The organism is Nocardioides sp., from assembly GCF_036405735.1.
In the GTDB taxonomy this organism is placed as follows: domain Bacteria; phylum Actinomycetota; class Actinomycetes; order Propionibacteriales; family Nocardioidaceae; genus Nocardioides.
The window spans coordinates 34754-51659 of the sequence record NZ_DASWXC010000058.1 but is presented as its reverse complement, the minus strand read 5'-3'; the positions used below and the strand labels follow the sequence as shown (position 1 = coordinate 51659).

15 protein-coding genes are annotated in these 16906 nt (G+C 72.0%); 9 read left to right on the top strand and 6 right to left on the bottom strand.

What is annotated here, in order from left to right:
• Positions 1-120: 120 nt before the first annotated feature.
• Together clpB and VGE38_RS09170 are read left to right on the top strand one after the other, a co-directional pair.
• Entirely contained in the window at positions 121-2757 is a 2637-nt protein-coding gene (gene clpB / locus VGE38_RS09175; protein WP_331142231.1) for an ATP-dependent chaperone ClpB, read from the top strand.
• Positions 2758-2807: 50 nt separating this feature from the next.
• Entirely contained in the window at positions 2808-3872 is a 1065-nt protein-coding gene (locus VGE38_RS09170) for a hypothetical protein (RefSeq protein WP_331142230.1), read from the top strand.
• Here VGE38_RS09170 and VGE38_RS09165 read toward each other — a convergent pair.
• Complete coding sequence (locus VGE38_RS09165; RefSeq protein ID WP_331142229.1) at positions 3856-5010, bottom strand: pyridoxal phosphate-dependent aminotransferase; 1155 nt, start codon at positions 5008-5010, stop codon at positions 3856-3858. The genes VGE38_RS09170 and VGE38_RS09165 overlap by 17 nt on opposite strands.
• A gap of 26 nt (positions 5011-5036) precedes the next feature.
• On the opposite strand from VGE38_RS09165, the gene pyrE reads away from it, so the two are divergent.
• Complete coding sequence (gene pyrE, locus VGE38_RS09160; protein WP_331142319.1) at positions 5037-5579, top strand: orotate phosphoribosyltransferase; 543 nt, start codon at positions 5037-5039, stop codon at positions 5577-5579.
• Entirely contained in the window at positions 5576-6235 is a 660-nt protein-coding gene (locus VGE38_RS09155) for a DedA family protein (RefSeq protein WP_331142228.1), read from the top strand. The genes pyrE and VGE38_RS09155 overlap by 4 nt, the downstream gene beginning before the upstream one ends.
• A 52-nt stretch (positions 6236-6287) precedes the next feature.
• Here the strand turns inward: VGE38_RS09155 and VGE38_RS09150 are convergent, their stop codons facing one another.
• Entirely contained in the window at positions 6288-7043 is a 756-nt protein-coding gene (locus tag VGE38_RS09150; protein ID WP_331142227.1) for a DedA family protein, read from the bottom strand.
• An 86-nt stretch (positions 7044-7129) separates the two neighbouring features.
• On the opposite strand from VGE38_RS09150, the gene VGE38_RS09145 reads away from it, so the two are divergent.
• Positions 7130-7777 carry a TrmH family RNA methyltransferase gene (locus tag VGE38_RS09145; protein ID WP_331142318.1) on the top strand — a complete coding sequence of 216 codons (648 nt, stop codon included), beginning with the start codon at positions 7130-7132 and terminating at the stop codon, positions 7775-7777.
• Between the two features lie 6 nt (positions 7778-7783).
• Here VGE38_RS09145 and VGE38_RS09140 read toward each other — a convergent pair whose 3' ends face one another.
• A complete protein-coding gene (locus tag VGE38_RS09140) occupies positions 7784-8662 on the bottom strand; it encodes a diacylglycerol/lipid kinase family protein (RefSeq protein WP_331142226.1) in 879 nt (292 codons plus the stop codon).
• 40 nt (positions 8663-8702) lie between these two features.
• Positions 8703-9419 (bottom strand): septum formation family protein, encoded by a 717-nt coding sequence (locus VGE38_RS09135; protein ID WP_331142225.1) that lies wholly within the window; start codon positions 9417-9419, stop codon positions 8703-8705.
• Positions 9420-9632: 213 nt separating this feature from the next.
• Between VGE38_RS09135 and fbaA the strand changes: the two genes are divergently transcribed.
• Entirely contained in the window at positions 9633-10664 is a 1032-nt protein-coding gene (gene fbaA / locus VGE38_RS09130) for a class II fructose-bisphosphate aldolase (protein ID WP_331142224.1), read from the top strand.
• Between the two features lie 63 nt (positions 10665-10727).
• Here fbaA and VGE38_RS09125 read toward each other — a convergent pair whose 3' ends face one another.
• On the bottom strand, positions 10728-12194 hold the full coding sequence (locus tag VGE38_RS09125; protein WP_331142223.1) for a DHA2 family efflux MFS transporter permease subunit: 1467 nt from the start codon (positions 12192-12194) through the stop codon (positions 10728-10730).
• A gap of 37 nt (positions 12195-12231) precedes the next feature.
• Between VGE38_RS09125 and VGE38_RS09120 the strand changes: the two genes are divergently transcribed.
• Positions 12232-12645: a DUF3151 domain-containing protein gene (locus VGE38_RS09120; RefSeq protein WP_331142222.1), complete on the top strand. Its 414-nt coding sequence runs from the start codon at positions 12232-12234 to the stop codon at positions 12643-12645.
• Positions 12646-12659: 14 nt separating this feature from the next.
• Here the strand turns inward: VGE38_RS09120 and lysS are convergent, their stop codons facing one another.
• Positions 12660-14345: a lysine--tRNA ligase gene (lysS, locus tag VGE38_RS09115; RefSeq protein WP_331142221.1), complete on the bottom strand. Its 1686-nt coding sequence runs from the start codon at positions 14343-14345 to the stop codon at positions 12660-12662.
• Positions 14346-14403: 58 nt separating this feature from the next.
• On the opposite strand from lysS, the gene VGE38_RS09110 reads away from it, so the two are divergent.
• Together VGE38_RS09110 and VGE38_RS09105 are read left to right on the top strand one after the other, a co-directional pair.
• On the top strand, positions 14404-15402 hold the full coding sequence (locus VGE38_RS09110) for a helix-turn-helix transcriptional regulator (protein WP_331142220.1): 999 nt from the start codon (positions 14404-14406) through the stop codon (positions 15400-15402).
• A gap of 187 nt (positions 15403-15589) precedes the next feature.
• Positions 15590-16873 (top strand): adenylosuccinate synthase, encoded by a 1284-nt coding sequence (locus VGE38_RS09105; protein WP_331142219.1) that lies wholly within the window; start codon positions 15590-15592, stop codon positions 16871-16873.
• Positions 16874-16906 lie beyond the last annotated feature (33 nt).

Here is a 16906-nt window from a genome sequence, read left to right as displayed (position 1 = left end):
GCGGTCAAAGTTGAGTGGAATGGACTCAACTTCTAGCGTGTTGAGACGATAAGCGAGCACACTTCCGGTGCCCGCATCACCACAGCATCATCAGGGCCACACCAGGAGACGACACCACAGATGAGTCAGTTCGGGGTCGACAAGTTCACCAACCGCAGCCGCGAGGCGATCGAGGCTGCCCAGCTCTCCGCCACGACCGCGGGCAACACCTCCACCGAGCCGATCCACCTCCTCGTCGCGCTGCTGCTGCAGCCCCAGGAGCACGGGGGGACCGCTGCCAACCTGGCCGCCAAAGCCGGCGTGGACGCCCCGGCGCTGGTCCGCGCCGCCTCCGCCGAGCGCGACCGACTTCCGAAGGTCACCGGGGCGACGGTCAAGCAGCCCGGAGCCTCGCCGGCGCTGACCCGCGTCCTTGCGGGCGCGCTGGAGCTCGCCCAGTCCATGAAGGACGACTACGTCGCCAGCGAGCACCTGCTGATCAGCCTGGCCACCGTCGAGAGCAGCGCTCGCGACGTGCTGACGCAGGCCGGCTTGACCGCCGACGCGCTGCGCGAGGCCGTCACCGCGACGCGCGGCGACCGCCGCGTGACCAGCCAGGACGCCGAGGACACCTACGAGTCGCTCGAGAAGTTCTCCGTCGACCTGACCCAGGCCGCCGAGGAGGGCCGGCTCGACCCGGTCATCGGCCGCGACGCCGAGATCCGCCGGGTGGTGCAGGTGCTCTCCCGGCGTACCAAGAACAACCCCGTCCTCATCGGCGAGCCCGGCGTGGGCAAGACCGCGGTGGTGGAGGGCCTCGCCCAGCGCATCGTCGCCGGCGACGTCCCCGACTCCCTCAAGGGCCGCCGGCTGCTGAGCCTCGACCTAGCGGCGATGGTCGCCGGGGCGAAGTACCGCGGCGAGTTCGAGGAGCGGCTCAAGGCCGTGCTCGAGGAGATCAAGCGCGCCGAGGGCCAGGTCATCACCTTCATCGACGAGCTGCACACCGTCGTCGGCGCGGGCGCCGGGGGCGAGGGCGCGATGGACGCCGGCAACATGCTCAAGCCGATGCTCGCCCGCGGCGAGCTGCACATGGTGGGCGCGACGACGCTCGACGAGTACCGCGAGCGGATCGAGAAGGACCCGGCGCTGGAGCGCCGCTTCCAGCAGGTCTTCGTCGGCGAGCCGAGCGTCGAGGACACCATCCAGATCCTGCGCGGCATCCAGGAGAAGTACGAGGCGCACCACGGCGTCCGCATCACCGACGCCGCCCTCGTGGCCGCCGCGACGCTGTCGGACCGCTACATCACGGGCCGGCAGCTGCCGGACAAGGCGATCGACCTCATCGACGAGGCCGCCTCGCGGCTGCGCATGGAGATCGAGTCCTCCCCGGAGGAGATCGACCAGCTGCGCCGCCAGGTCGACCGGCTCAAGATGGAGGAGTTCGCGCTCGAGCGCGAGCATGACGAGGCCTCGGCGGCCCGCCTGGAGGATCTTCGCAAGCAGCTCGCCGACAGGTCCGAGGAGCTGCGCGCGCTCGAGGCCCGCTGGGAGCGGGAGAAGGCCGAGCTGGAGGGGGAGGGCGAGTGGCGTCGCGAGGTCGACGCGCTGCGCATCGAGCTCGACCGGCTCACCCGTGAGTCGCTCATCGCCCAGGAGGGCCCGGAGCGCTACCGGCTGCTCGAGATGCGGTACCAGACCGAGACCCGGATCAAGGAGCTCGAGAAGCGCATCGAGGAGGCCGCACACGCGGCGGCGGCCGGCGCCACCGGCAGCGGCGACAAGCTCGTCGGCGAGGAGGTCGGCGCGGAGCAGGTCGCCGAGGTCGTCGAGGCATGGACCGGGATCCCGACCGGCCGGATGCTCCAGGGCGAGACCGCCAAGCTGCTGACGATGGAGGACGTCATCGGCCAGCGGCTGATCGGCCAGAGGTCGGCCGTGACGGCCGTCTCCGACGCCGTACGCCGCTCGCGGGCCGGCCTGTCCGACCCGAACCGGCCGACCGGCTCGTTCCTGTTCCTCGGTCCGACCGGCACCGGCAAGACCGAGCTCGCCAAGTCGCTGGCGGACTTCCTCTTCGACGACGAGCGCGCGATCGTGCGCATCGACATGTCGGAGTACTCCGAGAAGCACTCCGTCGCCCGCCTCGTGGGCGCGCCCCCGGGCTACGTCGGCTACGACGAGGGCGGTCAGCTCACCGAGGCGGTCCGGCGCCGGCCCTACTCGGTCGTGCTGCTCGACGAGGTCGAGAAGGCCCACCCGGAGGTCTTCGACATCCTGCTGCAGGTGCTCGACGACGGCCGGCTCACCGATGGTCAGGGCCGCACGGTCGACTTCCGCAACACGCTGCTGATCCTGACCTCCAACCTGGGCTCGCAGTATCTCGTCGACCCGCTGCTGGACGCCGAGGCGCGCCACGACTCGGTGATGGCACTGGTGCGGCAGTCCTTCAAGCCGGAGTTCCTCAACCGGCTCGACGAGATCGTCGTCTTCGACGCCCTGACCAAGGAGGAGCTCACCCGGATCGTCGACATCCAGCTGGGCTCGCTGGAGAGACGGCTCGCCGCCCGGCGCATCTCGGTCACCGTCACCGACGCCGCGAAGCAGTGGCTCGCCGACACCGGCTACGACCCGGCGTACGGCGCCCGCCCGCTGCGCCGGCTGATCCAGACCGCCATCGGCGACCCGCTCGCGCGGCTGCTCATCAGTGGCGAGGTGACCGACGGTGCCGCCGTCACGGTCGATCGGGGCGAGGACGGGCTGACGCTGGCTGTGTGAGGGCGCGTACCGCGGCACTCGCCTGCGGTCCCACCCGGCACAATGACGCCATGGAGCAAGCGGCACCACGTCCCCGTCAGGTCACCCTCGCGGGCTGGCTGATCATGATCGGCTCGGTCTTCCTGGTGCTCACGGTGTGGCAGCAGATCTCGGGGCTCCACACGATCGACACGCGGGAGGCCGTCGCGCGGGCGCTCAACGAGCCGCCGCTGGAGAGCCTCGGGCTCGACGTGGACCGGGTGCTGGGCTGGATCCGCGTGCTCGGGATGGTGTCGGCCGCCTGTGCGACGGCGACCGCGATCCTGGGCTGGCAGGTGCTGCAGCGCTCCAAGTCGGCCCGGCTGGCCGCCACGGTGCTGGCGGTGCCGCTCTTCGTGACCGGCTTCGGCAGCGGTGTCGTGCTGTCGACCGCAGTCGCCGCCGCCATCGTCTGGCTGTGGCTCTCGCCCGCTCGGGAGTGGTTCGACGGGGTGTGGCAGCCCACCGAGCCGGACCGGCGCCAGCAGTCCGCCGAGCCGGACCGCCGCCAGCAGCCCACGGCACCGGCCGCTCCTCCGGCCGCCCCTCCGGCGGGGACCACCCCGCCGCCGTACCCCGGCTGGCCGGCGCAGCCACCGCCAGCGTCGTTCCCCGGTGCGTCCGCGCCGGTCCCTCCCGGCGCTTCCGGGCCGGCGCCTGCCCGCCGTCCCCGGGCGGTGCTGGGCGCGGCCGTGCTCACCTGGACCTGCTCGCTGCTCGTGGCCGGCGTCTTCCTCGCCGGCGTCGCGCTGCTCGCCCGCGATCCCGGTCAGATCCTCGACCAGCTCAACGAGCAGGACCCGGAGCTGGTCCGGGAGGCCGGGCTGAACGCCGACATGGTGCGCGCCACGCTGGCGGTGCTCGGCGTCGTGGTGGGCGGCTGGGCGCTGGCCGCCTGCGTGCTCGCGATCTTCACGGTGCTGGGCCGGAGCTGGGCCCGGATCCTGCTCGTGGTCTCCGCCGCCCTCTCGGGCGGCCTGCTCCTCCTCGCCGCCATCGCCGGCCCCTACCTGGCGCTGCCGGCGTTCGCCTGCGCCGCGACCGTGGGCCTGCTGCTGCGCCGCGACGTCAAGGCGTGGTTCAGCGACCGTAGGTGAGGTCGGCGGCGGCGAGCCGCTCCAGCCCCGCCTCGAGCACCTCGGGTCGCTTGCAGAACGCCCACCGCACCAGGTGACGCCCCTCGTCGGAGTCGTAGAAGCCCTGCAACGGGATCCCGACCACCCCTGCTCGCTCTGGCAGCGCCCGGCAGAACGACAGCCCGTCGGGCCATCCCAGCCCGCGGATGTCGCTCACCGCGAAGTAGGTGCCCTGAGGCGCCCGCGTCGGCAGCCCGGCGGCGTTGAGACCGGCGCACAGCAGGTCGCGCCGCTCGCGCAGCGACGCCGCCAGCCGGCGCGGGTAGGCGTCGGCCTCCGACAGGGCGTACGCCGCCGCCGGCTGCAGCGGGGCGCCGGAGGTGTAGGTGAGCCACTGCTTGGCGGCCAGCACGGCGGCGACCAGGTCCGCGGGGCCGGTCGCCCAGCCGACCTTCCAGCCCGTGAACGAGAACGACTTGCCGATGCTCGAGAGCGTGAGCGTGCGCTCGTGCATCCCGGGCAGGGTGGCCAGCGGGAGGTGCGGCACGTCGTAGGTGAGGTGCTCGTAGACCTCGTCGGTGATGACCGTCAGGTCGTGCTCGACCGCCACCTGCGCGACGGCGGCCAGCTCCTCGCCGGTGAGCACCGTGCCGGTCGGGTTGTGAGGGCTGTTGAGCAGCAGGAAGCGGGCACCGCCGGCGGCCGCTCGCAGCGCCGCGAGATCCAGCCGGAAGTCCGGCGCCCGCAGCGTGACGGGCCGGCGTACGCCTCCGGCCATCTGGATCATCGCGACGTAGGAGTCGTAGTACGGCTCGAGCACGACGACCGGGTCGCCCGGCTCGACCAGCCCGAGCAGCGCCGCGGCGATGGCCTCGGTCGCGCCGGTCGTGACGACGACGTCGGTCGCCGGGTCCAGGCGCAGCCCGTAGTGGCGCTCCTGGTGGGCGGCGACCGCCTCCCGCAGCGCGGGCACGCCGGGACCCGGTGCGTACTGGTTATGGCCGCCGTGCAGGGCGCCGACCGCCGCCGCGACGACCTCGGGCGGACCGTCGACGTCGGGGAAGCCCTGGCCGAGGTTCACCGCGCCGGTCCGCGCGGCGAGCGTGGACATCACGCCGAAGATGGTGGGCGCGATGCCCTGCAGCCGGGAGACCGTCATGGGCCCACCGTAGGAGGTGCGCGATGATGGTGCCCGTGACTGACGAGACCCTCGCCGCCGACATCGACGCGACCTGCCGCCTCACCGGGACCTTCACGCTCCGGTCCGGCCAGGTCGCGAGCGAGTACTTCGACAAGTACCTCTTCGAGGCCCAGCCGGCACTGCTGGAGCGGGTGGCGGCGCAGATGGTCGACCTGCTGCCCGAGGGCACCGAGCTGCTCGGCGGCCTCGAGCTCGGCGGCGTCCCGATCGCCACCATGGTGAGCGCCAAGACCGGCATCCCGGCACTCTTCATCCGCAAGAAGGCCAAGGAGTACGGCACCGCCAAGCTCGCCGAGGGCCCGTCGTACGCCGGCAGGCGGGTGACCCTCATCGAGGACGTCATCACCACCGGTGGCGCGGTGCGCGACGCCACCAACGCGCTGCGTGCGGCCGGTGCGATCGTCGAGACCGTCGTGTGCGCGATCGACCGCAGCCCCGAGGGCGTCAACCCGCTCGAGGACGTCGCCCTGGAGGTCCGGCCGGTGCTGACCAAGGCCGAGCTCGACGCCGCCCGGGCCCAGGCGTGAGCCCGCTCGCCCTGCCGCTGACCACCGATCCCGACAAGGTCGGGGGCGTCGCAGGCTTCGCCGTGGACCTGATGGAGAAGCTGGGCGCCTTCGGGGCCGGTCTCGCGATCGCCCTGGAGAACCTGTTCCCGCCGGTGCCGAGCGAGCTGATCCTGCCGCTGGCCGGCTTCACCGCCAGCCGCGGCAGCTTCACGCTCGCCGAGGCGCTGCTGTGGACGACCGCCGGCTCCGTCTTCGGCGCGCTCGTGCTCTACGTCGTCGGCGCGGTGTTCGGCCGCGACCGGGTCTACTGGGTGTGGGACCGGCTGCCGCTGGTCAAGCACGACGACCTGGTGCGCACCGAGGAGTGGTTCGGACGGCACGGGCGCAAGGCGGTGTTCTTCGGCCGGTTCGTGCCGATCTTCCGCAGCCTGATCTCGATCCCGGCCGGCGTCACGCGGATGCCGGTGGCGCTGTTCTTGGCGCTGACCCTGGCCGGGTCGGCGATCTGGAACACGGTCTTCGTGCTGGCCGGCTACTACCTGGGCGAGAACTGGGACAAGGTCGAGCCGATCGTCGGCGTCGCGCAGTGGGTGGTCGTCGTCGCGGTCGTGGTGGGCGTGTGCGCCTACCTGGCGGTCCGGGTCCGCACCGCACTGCGCGAGCGCCGCGCCTGACCCCGCCGGCCTTCGCTGGTCGAGTAGCGAGCGCCAGCGAGCGTATCGAGACCTAGACCGCGTCGCGCTCCGGCGGCGCCACGGGCGGCACCGGGAAGCCGGCGATGTCGCGGTCGGGCCGGCCGTCGTGGTCGAGGTCGCCGGCCTCGGGGGCGTTCGTACGCCGGCGCCGGATCGCCTCGCCGAGCGTCAGCACCCCGCCGAAGCCGATGATGGCGAGAATGACGAAGTCGATGTTGTCGCCGAGCCACGGGACCCGCTTGCCGAGGAAGTAGCCGAGCAGCGAGATCGACAGCACCCACAGCAGGGCGCCGATGAAGCTCCACACGTAGAACCGGCGCCGGTCCATGCCGGTCACCCCGGCGACGACGGTGATGTAGGTGCGCACGAAGGCGATGAACCGGCCGATCACCAGGGCCTTGTTCCCGTGGGTGTCGAAGAAGGCCTCGGTCTCCTCGAAGTACCTCTTCTTCAGGACCCGACCGTCGCGGGCGTACAGCGGCGGCCCGATCCTGCGGCCGATCTCGTAGCCGGCTACGTTGCCGGCGAAGCCGGCGAGGACGAGCAGCGTCATCCCGACCAGCAGCTCGACCAGCGGCGAGCCGGGGAAGACGTCGAGCCGCTCGGTCGCGACGAAGATGCCGAAGGCGAAGAGCAGGGCGTCGCCCGGCAGGAACGGGAAGAAGAGTCCGCACTCGATGAAGAGGATCAGCAGACTGATCCACAAGAACTCCGGCCCGAACCGGTGCAGGAGCCACTCGGGATCGAGCCATTCGATGCCCAGGAACAGGCTCGCGACGAGTGGCACGTCGTCAGCGTAACCCGTTGCGCGGGTCCGCGTGCCAGGTCTTTTACGCTCTGCCCGTGGAGGAGGAGCGCGCGCCGTACGACCCGATGCCGCACGGGCCGCCCGAGGTGGGTGTCGGCCCGTGGCCGGGCCAGTGGCCCGACGACCCGCGCTACGACCCCGAGCTGCTCGCCGCCGGGGATCGCCGCAACGTCGTGGACCGCTACCGCTACTGGAGCGTCGAGGCGATCGTGGCCGACCTCGACACCCGCCGGCACGGCTTCCACGTCGCGATCGAGAACTGGCAGCACGACTTCAACATCGGGACGATCGTGCGCACGGCGAACGCGTTCTTGGCCGCCGAGGTCCACATCGTCGGCAACCGGCGCTGGAACCGGCGCGGCGCGATGGTGACCGACCGCTACCAGCACGTGCGCCACCACGCCTCCGTGCCGGAGCTGGCCGACTACCTCCACGCCCTTCCGGGTGGTCCGGTGCGGCTGCTCGGCATCGACAACCTGCCCGGCTCGCTGCACCTGGAGACGACCACGGTGCCGCGCGAGGTCTGCTTCCTGTTCGGTCAGGAGGGACCGGGGCTCTCCGAGGCCGCGCGCGAGGCGTGCGACGGGACGTTCTCGATCGCGCAGTTCGGCTCCACCCGGTCGATCAACGCCTCCTCGGCGGCCGCGATCGCGATGCACACCTGGGTCCGCGAGCACGCCGACCTGTCCGACGAGTCCGCCTGGCGTGGCTGAGGCCGTCTACGGCACCATCAGCTCGTACGCCGCCGGCAGCACCCGCCAGGTCTTCTGCCGGTGCGGTCCGGTGAGCTCGCCGTCGGCGCTGCACCAGAACTTCCGGCCGCTCACCGAGACCACCGTCCCGGTCGCGGTGTGGACATCGGCCCGGCGCGGATGCCGGCGCACGAGTACGCCGGCGGCGTACCCGAGCCGCGCGAGCGGCCCCACGGCCGTCGACACCAGGACGTCGGCGACGCCGTCGCCGGGGTCGGCGTCGGGTGTCAGGGCGGCCCCGCCGCCGACGTACACGCCGTTGCCGACCACCACCTGCAGCACCGGCTCGCGCTCGCTGGCCAGCACCGTCCCGTCGACGGTGACCCGCAGGTGGACCGTCGGTGGCCGCACGATCGCCTGCACCGCGCCGACGGCGTATCCCACCTTGCCCAGCCGCTCCTTCCAGCCCTTGCCCGCCTGCGCGGCGGCTGCGCCGGCGCCGGTGTGCACGCTGTTGACCACGACGCCGCCGTCGTCGTCGGCCAGCAGGTCGAGCGGTCGCGGCCTGCCCGTGACCGCGATGAGGGCCGCCTCGCCCGGGTCCTCCGGCAGGTCGACGGCCCGCGCGAAGTCGTTGCCGGTCCCGAGCGGCACCAGCGCGATCGGCTGCCGGGCGAGGGTGCCGCGACGGTGCAGCGCGGCGACGACCGCATGCAGGCTGCCGTCGCCGCCGGCGACCACCAGTCGCCGGTCGGCCGCGTCGTCGAGCACCGCGTCCAGCTCGTCGGGCGAGCCGCTGCTGGCCACCTCGACCTCGCCGTGCTCGCGCAGCACCTCGGTGGCGCGGTCCAGGCTGTCGGCGTCGGTGTTGCCGGCGGCCGGGGAGGTCAGGACGAGCAGGCGCATGGAGAGACCGTAGCCAGAAGCAGTGTCTCTCAGGCGTGCGTCAGCGGCGGGTCTTGTCGTAGCAGGTCAGCACACGGTGACCGGACGACCAGGTGATCGGCCCGGGCCAGGTGACGTAGTCCCATCCCTTGCGGCAACGGGCGCGGGCAAGCGCGAGGAACTCCTGCTCCGTCGGGTAGGAGACGCGGGCGACCTTGAAGGCGCTGAAGGACCGGTACGCGTGCTTCGTGGTGCAGGTCGTCGCGAACCCTCGCGCCGTGAGGCAGAGCCGCTCGCTCTCGGCGATGCCGTCGGACAGGACGGGGCGCGTGAGCTTCGGGAGCGAGGGGAGGCTCTTCGTGGTGAAGAGGGCCAGGTCGCAGCGGATCCAGCGCTGGCCGGCAGCCAGTTGCTCGGCTGTCGGCGTGAACCACAGCAGCGCGTACGCCGTCTGTGCGCGCTTGAGCGCCGTGCCGCCGAGAGTCCGCTCGAAGGGCTTCTGGCACAGGACGCCGAGCCGGCCGTACGCGTCGCCGTTCCACGCGGCCAGGTCGGCAGGTCCCTGGACCACCGCGAAGGTCCACGTGTTGTGACGCTTCGTGCAGGCGATGGCCGGCTTGGTCTCGTGAGCTGCCTCGGCCTGCGCCACCGTCAACTGGTGGCACGTACCCATCTTCGGCTTGGCGGGCGCGGCTTGCGCGCCGCTCGGCACGAGCGTGAGGGACGCGCCGAGCGCGAGCATGCTGAGGGCGACGACGGCGCGCAGCCGAGTCTGCATGGGGTCCTCCTGGTCTCCGGTGAGCCGGAGTCTGCCCGACCGGAGAGGGTCTTGTCCGACGTACCGGACACAGCGGTCCCGACCCGGGACTTCGGTCCCACGTGTCGCCTCTCACTGGTCTTGGATCGTGCCAAGAGATTTCCGGCCGGTCCCCGGCCAGAATCGGGCACTAGTTCGCGAGAGCCCATCCCTGCGCCGAGGAGTCTGACCAGCATGCCCATCGCCACCCCTGAGAAGTACGCCGAGATGATCGCGGCGGCCAAGGCCGGACAGTTCGCGTTCCCGGCGATCAACGTGACCTCCTCGCAGACCCTGAACGCCGCCCTGCAGGGCTTCGCGGAGGCCGGCTCCGACGGCATCGTGCAGATCTCGACCGGCGGTGCGGAGTACCTCTCCGGTCCGTCGGTGAAGAACATGGTCGCCGGCTCGGTCGCGTTCGCGGCGTACGCCGCCGAGGTCGCCAAGAACTACCCCGTCAACATCGCGCTCCACACCGACCACTGCCCCAAGGACAAGCTCGACGCCTTCGTGCGCCCGCTGCTCGACCTCTCCGTCGAGCGTGTCGGACGCGGCGAGGCGCCGCTGTTCCAGAGTCACATGTGGGACGGCTCCGCGGTGCCGCTGGAGGAGAACCTCGAGATCGCCGCGGAGCTGCTCGCCAAGGCGAAGGCCGCCCACATCATCCTCGAGATCGAGGTCGGCGTCGTGGGTGGCGAGGAGGACGGCATCGTCGGCGCCATCGACGAGAAGCTCTACTCCACCCCGGAGGACGCGATCGCGACCGCCGAGGCGCTCGGCACCGGCGAGAACGGTCACTACCTGACCGCGCTGACCTTCGGCAACGTGCACGGCGTCTACAAGCCGGGCAACGTCAAGCTGCGTCCCGAGATCCTCAAGGCCGCGCAGGACGCCGTCTCCGCCAAGCTCGGCCTGGCCGACGGCTCCAAGCCGTTCGACCTGGTCTTCCACGGCGGCTCGGGCTCCTCGGCCGAGGAGATCGCGGCGGCGGTGTCGTACGGCGTCGTGAAGATGAACATCGACACCGACACCCAGTACGCCTTCACCCGTCCGGTCGCCGACCACATGTTCCGCAACTACGACGGCGTCTTGAAGGTCGACGACGAGGTCGGCAACAAGAAGCTCTACGACCCGCGCTCGTGGGGCAAGGCGGCCGAGGCCGGCATGGCCGCCCGCATCGTCGAGGCATGTCAGCACCTGGCGTCGGCCGGCAAGACCATCGGCTGACCTCTCTCCCCAGCAACGTCATACGCCCCGGTCGCGACTGCGACCGGGGCGTATGACGTTGGCTCAGCGACCAGCGAAGCCGTGGTGCTTCGGAGCCTCGTAGAACATCACGGCGAGCAGACCGAGCAGGCAGGCGAACGCCGGCAGCAGCGAGGCCTCCTGCATGGCCTGGCTGAAGAGCTCCGCGGCACGCGGGTCGGCGATCTGGGCGGCGCCGGCGTCGCCGTGCGCCGCGGCGCCGGGGAGGTAGTGCGCGAGCCGGGCGTCCATGAGCACGGCGATCGCGGCAGCGCCGAGGACCGATCCGACCTGCCGGGTGGCGTTGTAGACGCCCGAGCCGGCACCGGCCAGGTGCAGAGGGAGGTTCCGGTTGGCCGTTGCGGCGGTCGGGGACCAGACGAAGGCGTTGCCGACTCCGATGACCGCCATGGGGACCGCGATCTCCCAGACCGCGACACCGGGCTCGAGCCGCCAGGAGAGCGCGAAGTAGCCCACGACGCTGGCGGCGAAGCCGAAGCCCACCACCAATCGCGGATGGACCTGGTCGGTCAGGCGGCCGACGAATGTGGCGAGCAGGATCGACATGACCGCCATCGGCACCAGCAGCCGCGCGGCCTCGGTGGGGGAGTCGCCGCGGACCGCCTGGGCGTAGAGCATGATCGGGAAGCCGAACGCCGCGGCGATCGCGCCCATCGTCGAGATCGCGACGTTGGAGACCGAGAAGTTCCGGTCCCGGAACAGGCTGAGCGGCACCAGCGGCTCGCGCCGGTTGCGGGCCTGCCAGGCGACGAAGAGCGCCAGCACCAGCAGGCCGCCGCCGATCATCGCGATGATCCGCCCCGACCAGTCGGCCTGGTGGCCCTCCTGGATGCCGAAGGCGAGCAGGAACATGCCGACGCCGGAGAGCGCCACGCCCAGCCAGTCGAAGGAGTGGGCGTGGGTCGGCAGGACCGGCACCAGCCGCAGGGCGAGCACGAACGCCAGCACGCCGAACGGGATGTTGACGAAGAAGATCCACTCCCAGCCCAGGCTGTCGGTGAGGACCCCGCCGAGGACCGGGCCCACCACCATGGCGACGCCCGCGGTGGCGCCCCACAGCGCCATCGCCTTCCCGCGCTCGGCGGGGGCGAAGATGCGGGTGATGATCGCCATGGTCTGCGGGGTCATCATCGAGGCGCCGATGCCCTGGGCGACGCGCGCGAGGATCAGCGCGCCGACGGTCGTGGTCAGCCCGCACCACAGCGAGGCGAGCGTGAAGACCACGAGACCGGTCAGGTAGATCCTGCGGGGGCCGAACCGGTCACCGAGCCGACCGGTGATGAGCACCGGGACGGCGTACGCCAGCATGTAGGCGCTCGTGACCCAGACCGCGTCGTTGACGCTGGCGTCGAGGTCCTCGATCAGCGTCGGCGTCGCGACCGTGACGATGGTGAGGTCGACCAGGATCATGAAGAAGCCGACCACCAGGGCGCACAGCGCCGGCCACGGCCGGACGTCGGGGGAGGCGGCCGGTGGGGCGGAAGAGGTCACGAACCCAGTGAACACGGCGGAGGGGACAATGCTTCCCATGACCATCCATCAGGACCTGATGGCGGGACCGCCGCCGACCCACCTGCCCGAGGACCCGGCCGCGGCCGACGTGGCCGCGGCCGTGGAGCCGCTCGAGATCGCCCGCCGGCACCCGGCCTCCCCGCTCGCCTGGAGCGTGCTCGCCGCCCAGGCCGCCTCGCGAGGGGACGACCCCGTCACGGTCTACGCCTACGCCCGCGTCGGCTACCACCGGGCCCTCGACCTGCTGCGCCGCAACGGGTGGAAGGGCCATGGCCCGGTCCCGTGGGAGCACGAGCCCAACCGCGGCTTCCTCACCTGCCTGGCGCTGCTGTCGGAGGCCGCCGGGGCGATCGGCGAGCTCGACGAGGCCGAGCGGTGCGCCACGTTCCTGCGCGACTCCAGCCCGACCGCGGCGGACGTCCTGCTCTGACCCCTGGACCTGCGTCAGTGGGTCAGCAGCCGGCGGACCTTCTCCGAGCCCAGCGCCAGGAAGAGCGTCGGCAGCCGCGGGCCGCGGTCGGCGTCGACCAGCAGGTTGTAGAGCAGCTGGAAGAACGCCTTCTGATCGGCCTTCACCTCGTCGGTCGGCGCGTCCTCGAGCGCCAGGCCGCGGGCGAGCTTGGGGACGCCGTAGATCAGCGTGGTGGTCTCGTCGAGCTCGAGGTGGTCGGGCAGCCGGTCGAGCAGCTCGGCGAGCCAGCGCTGCTCGAGCTCGCCGAGCGCCGCCAGCCGGTCGGTGTCGGGCGCGGTGCGGACGGTGGTGCGGTCCTCGGCGGCGACGTACTCGGCCGTCCACGCCATCGCCTTGCCCAGCCGGGGCTGCAGGTCATCGACGGAGTCGTGCGGGTGGCCGGCGTCGCCGACGATCCGCGAGATCAGCTCCGCGGACCCGGCCGTCACGTCGGCGACCGACGACAGCAGCCGGAACGGCACCACGACCGGCGGGGTGGGCAGCCGGCCGGCCGCCGCCGTGGCCGAGGCCCGCTCGAACGCCAGCACCTGCGCATCGCGCTTCTCCGGGTCGGCCGCCTTGCGCCCGAGGGAGTCCCACTCGTCGTAGAGCCGCACGACCTCGGGGCCGAAGTCGATGTTGAACGCCTGCTTGGGCTGGCGCCGGACGTAGAGCCAGCGCAGCATCGGCGCCTCGAGGATCTTCAGTGCGTCGGCCGGGATCGGCACGCCACCGGCGGAGGACGACATCTTCTGCATCCCGGCGAAGCCGACGAACGCATAGGCGACGTACGACGGCGCGCGACCGCCGAAGACCTCCGCGACAAGCTCCTTGCCGACCGTGTAGGACGACCCCGGGGTCGAGTGGTCGAGGCCGCCCGGCTCGAAGTTGACCGACTCATACGCCCAGCGCATGGGCCAGTCGACCTTCCACACCAGCTTGCCCTCGGGCTGCGTCGCGACGTTCGTGACACCCGAGAACCCGCACGCCTCGCAGGTGTAGGTCAGATCGGTCGTCGCGTCGTCGTACGCCGTGATGGCGGTCGTGTCGCGCCGGCAGCTGCGGCAGTAGGGCTTGTAGGGGAACCGCTGGAAGGCGCCGTCGCCGGACTCCTGCTCGTCGGCGATGACCGAGTCGGCCAGCGCCGCCGCCTCCTGCTCCGACTCCGCCTCGACCGGCTTGGTGCGGTAGCGCGCGAGGACGGTCTCGATGGCGTCGCGGTGCCGGATGGCGTGCAGCACCTGCTCGGTGTAGGCGCCGGCGGTGTACCGCTCGGTCTGGTCGATCTCCTCCATCACGCAGCCCATGGCGGCCAGCGCCTCGCGCAGCGGCTCCTTGAAGTGCTCGGCCCACGAGGAGTGGCACTCCCAGGGGTCCGGGACGGCGGTCAGCGGCTTGCCGATGTGCTCCTTCCACTCCGGGGGCGCGCCGGCCGGCACCTTGCGGTAGCGGTCGTAGTCGTCCCAGGAGTGGAGGTGGCGCACCTCGTGGCCGCGGCGGCGCAGCTCCTCGGCCACGAAGTGGGCGGTGAGGAACTCGCGCAGGTTGCCGAGGTGGATGGGGCCGGACGGGCTGATCCCCGACGCGACCGTCACCGGCGTGCCGGTGTCGCCCTGCTGCCAGTGCCGGACGGCGTCGTCGGCGGCGCGGGTCACCCAGTCCACAGGCTCAGCAGGCATGCGACCAACGCTATCGGGCGGGTCCCCCCGCGACGAAGTTGGCACTAAGGTGCCATGAGTGACGTTCCTGGGCAGCGAGAGCCTGATGACGGCGCTGGGGTTCAGCCCGGAGGCGGGGCGGCTCTACGAGCGGGTCCTGCTGCACTCCGGCGAGCCGCTGGCCACCGTGGCCGAGGGCCTGGGCGTCAGCGCCGGCGAGCTGGTGCGGCAGCTCGTGCCCCTCGTGGACCAGCAGGTCGTCCGCCTCGACGGCGACGCGGGTGACGTGACCGTCTGCGTGCTCTCGCCCGCCGACGCGGTCGCGCAGATGATCACGCAGACCGCGGCCGGCGCCGCGCAGGCCCACACCCGGCTGCAGGAGATCGCCGCCGCGATGCCCTACCTGGCCGGCCGTGCCGCGGCACCCGCCGGCGGCGCCTTCGCCCAGCGCCAGCCGCTGGACGGCGAGGTGGTCACCGGCAGCGCCGAGCCCGGGACGATCACCGCGGTGCTGGAGCAGACCGTGGGCGACGTGATGTGGCTGCGCCCCGACCAGTTCGTCATCGAGTTCGAGGACGAGATGGCGGCGTGGATCCGCAACGCGGTGGCGGCCGGTCGCCGGGTGCGGGGCATCTACGCGCTGCGCGCGATGCAGGAGGCGCCGACCGTCCTCGCGCACCGGGTCCGGGTGGGTGAGGAGGTCCGGGTGCTCCCGGAGCTGCCGACGCGGCTGCTCGTGGTCGGTACCTCGCTCGCGGCGATGCCCGAGCCGCTCGGACTGGCCAGCACGCCGAGCACGGTCGTCCGCCAGCGCGGGGTCGTCGAGGCGCTCGGGCTGTGGTTCGAGGAGATGTGGGCGCGCGCCGCCCCGGTCGGGGACGTGACGCTGGCGCCCGACGACGGTCGACGGTTCCTGCTCGAGCAGCTGGCCGCCGGCGCGCAGGACGAGCAGATGGCGCGCCGCCTGGGCGTCAGCCTGCGGACCGTGCGTCGCCGGGTGGCCGAGCTGATGCAGGAGCTCGGCGCCGGATCCCGCTTCCAGGCCGGCGTCGAGGCCACCCGGCGGGGGTGGATCTAGGGGCGCGAACTGGTGGTGGCGGGTGCGCAGCCGCTAGCGTGTCGTCGCAAGAGCCCCGGTCCTTGCCGGGGCTGCTTGCGTTTCTGGACGAGGAATTTCCGCTACAACCAGTGCGTCGAGCAGCCGGCCACTCCCGCCATGGGAGGCGCCGGAGGGACTCCGTCCGAGCAGCAAGGAGCAGCACGACATGCCAGCGATCGTGGTTCTGGGCGCCCAGTGGGGCGACGAGGGCAAGGGCAAGGCGACGGACCTGCTCGCCACCACCGACCCCATCGACTTCGTGGTCCGCACCAGCGGCGGCCACAACGCGGGCCACACCATCGTGGTCAACGGCGAGAAGTACGCCACCCACCTGCTGCCCAGCGGCATCCTGACGCCGGGCGCGACCAGCGTCATCGCCAACGGCGTGGTCGTCTCGCCCGAGGCGCTCTTCCGGGAGCTGGACGGCCTGGTCGCGCGTGGTGTCGAGGTCGCCGACCTGGTGGTCTCCGCCAACGCCCACGTCATCGCCAGCTACCACTCCACCATCGACAAGGTCACTGAGCGGTTCCTCGGCAAGAACCAGATCGGCACCACCGGTCGCGGCATCGGCCCGGCGTACGCCGACAAGGTGAACCGCACCGGCATCCGCATCGCCGACCTGTTCGACGAGGGCATCCTGCGGGCCAAGGTCGAGGCGGCCCTGGACATGAAGAACCACGTGCTCGCGAAGGTCTACAACCGTCGCGCGATCGAGGTCGACGCCGTCGTCGAGGAGCTGCTGTCCTACAGCGAGCGGCTGCGCCCGATGGTCCGGGACACCTCGCTGCTGCTCAACCAGGCGCTGGACGCCGGGAAGACCGTGCTCTTCGAGGGCGCCCAGGCCACGATGCTCGACGTCGACCACGGCACCTACCCGTTCGTGACCTCGTCGAACCCGGTGGCCGGCGGCGTGTGCGTGGGCGCCGGCGTGGGTCCGACGCGCATCGACCGGGTCATCGGCGTCATCAAGGCCTACACCACCCGCGTGGGCTCCGGCCCGTTCCCGACCGAGCTGTTCGACGAGGACGGCGCCGCGCTGCAGCGCATCGGCGGCGAGATCGGCGTCTCGACCGGCCGCACCCGCCGCTGCGGCTGGTACGACGCGGTGGTCGCCCGCTACGCCGCCCGCGTCAACGGGCTGACCGAGTTCTTCCTCACCAAGCTCGACGTGCTCGACACCTGGGAGCGGATCCCGGTGTGCGTGGGCTACGAGATCGACGGCGTGCGCCACGACGAGATGCCGATGACGCAGACCGAGTTCCACCACGCCACGCCTGTCTACGAGTTCTTCGACGGCTGGCAGAGCGACATCTCCGGCTGCCGCAGCTTCGCCGAGCTGCCGAAGAACGCCCAGAACTACGTCCGGGCGCTCGAGGAGCTCAGCGGCGCGCCGTTCTGGGCGGTCGGCGTCGGTCCGGGCCGCGAGCAGACGGTCGTCGTCGCCTCCTGAGGCCGACGGGTCACCGGGGCTCGCCCGGGTCGG

Coding starts and splice junctions, on each gene's coding strand:
- clpB (WP_331142231.1), top strand. CDS start 121: ATGAGTCAGTTCGGGGTCGACAAGTTCACCAACCGCAGCCGCGAGGCG.
- VGE38_RS09120 (WP_331142222.1), top strand. CDS start 12,232: ATGACCATCCATCAGGACCTGATGGCGGGACCGCCGCCGACCCACCTG.
- VGE38_RS09105 (WP_331142219.1), top strand. CDS start 15,590: ATGCCAGCGATCGTGGTTCTGGGCGCCCAGTGGGGCGACGAGGGCAAG.
- VGE38_RS09140 (WP_331142226.1), bottom strand. CDS start 8,662: ATGCGCCTGCTCGTCCTGACCTCCCCGGCCGCCGGCAACACCGACGCC.
- fbaA (WP_331142224.1), top strand. CDS start 9,633: ATGCCCATCGCCACCCCTGAGAAGTACGCCGAGATGATCGCGGCGGCC.
- VGE38_RS09165 (WP_331142229.1), bottom strand. CDS start 5,010: ATGACGGTCTCCCGGCTGCAGGGCATCGCGCCCACCATCTTCGGCGTG.
- VGE38_RS09170 (WP_331142230.1), top strand. CDS start 2,808: ATGGAGCAAGCGGCACCACGTCCCCGTCAGGTCACCCTCGCGGGCTGG.
- VGE38_RS09145 (WP_331142318.1), top strand. CDS start 7,130: ATGCCGCACGGGCCGCCCGAGGTGGGTGTCGGCCCGTGGCCGGGCCAG.
- pyrE (WP_331142319.1), top strand. CDS start 5,037: ATGGTGCCCGTGACTGACGAGACCCTCGCCGCCGACATCGACGCGACC.
- lysS (WP_331142221.1), bottom strand. CDS start 14,345: ATGCCTGCTGAGCCTGTGGACTGGGTGACCCGCGCCGCCGACGACGCC.
- VGE38_RS09135 (WP_331142225.1), bottom strand. CDS start 9,419: ATGCAGACTCGGCTGCGCGCCGTCGTCGCCCTCAGCATGCTCGCGCTC.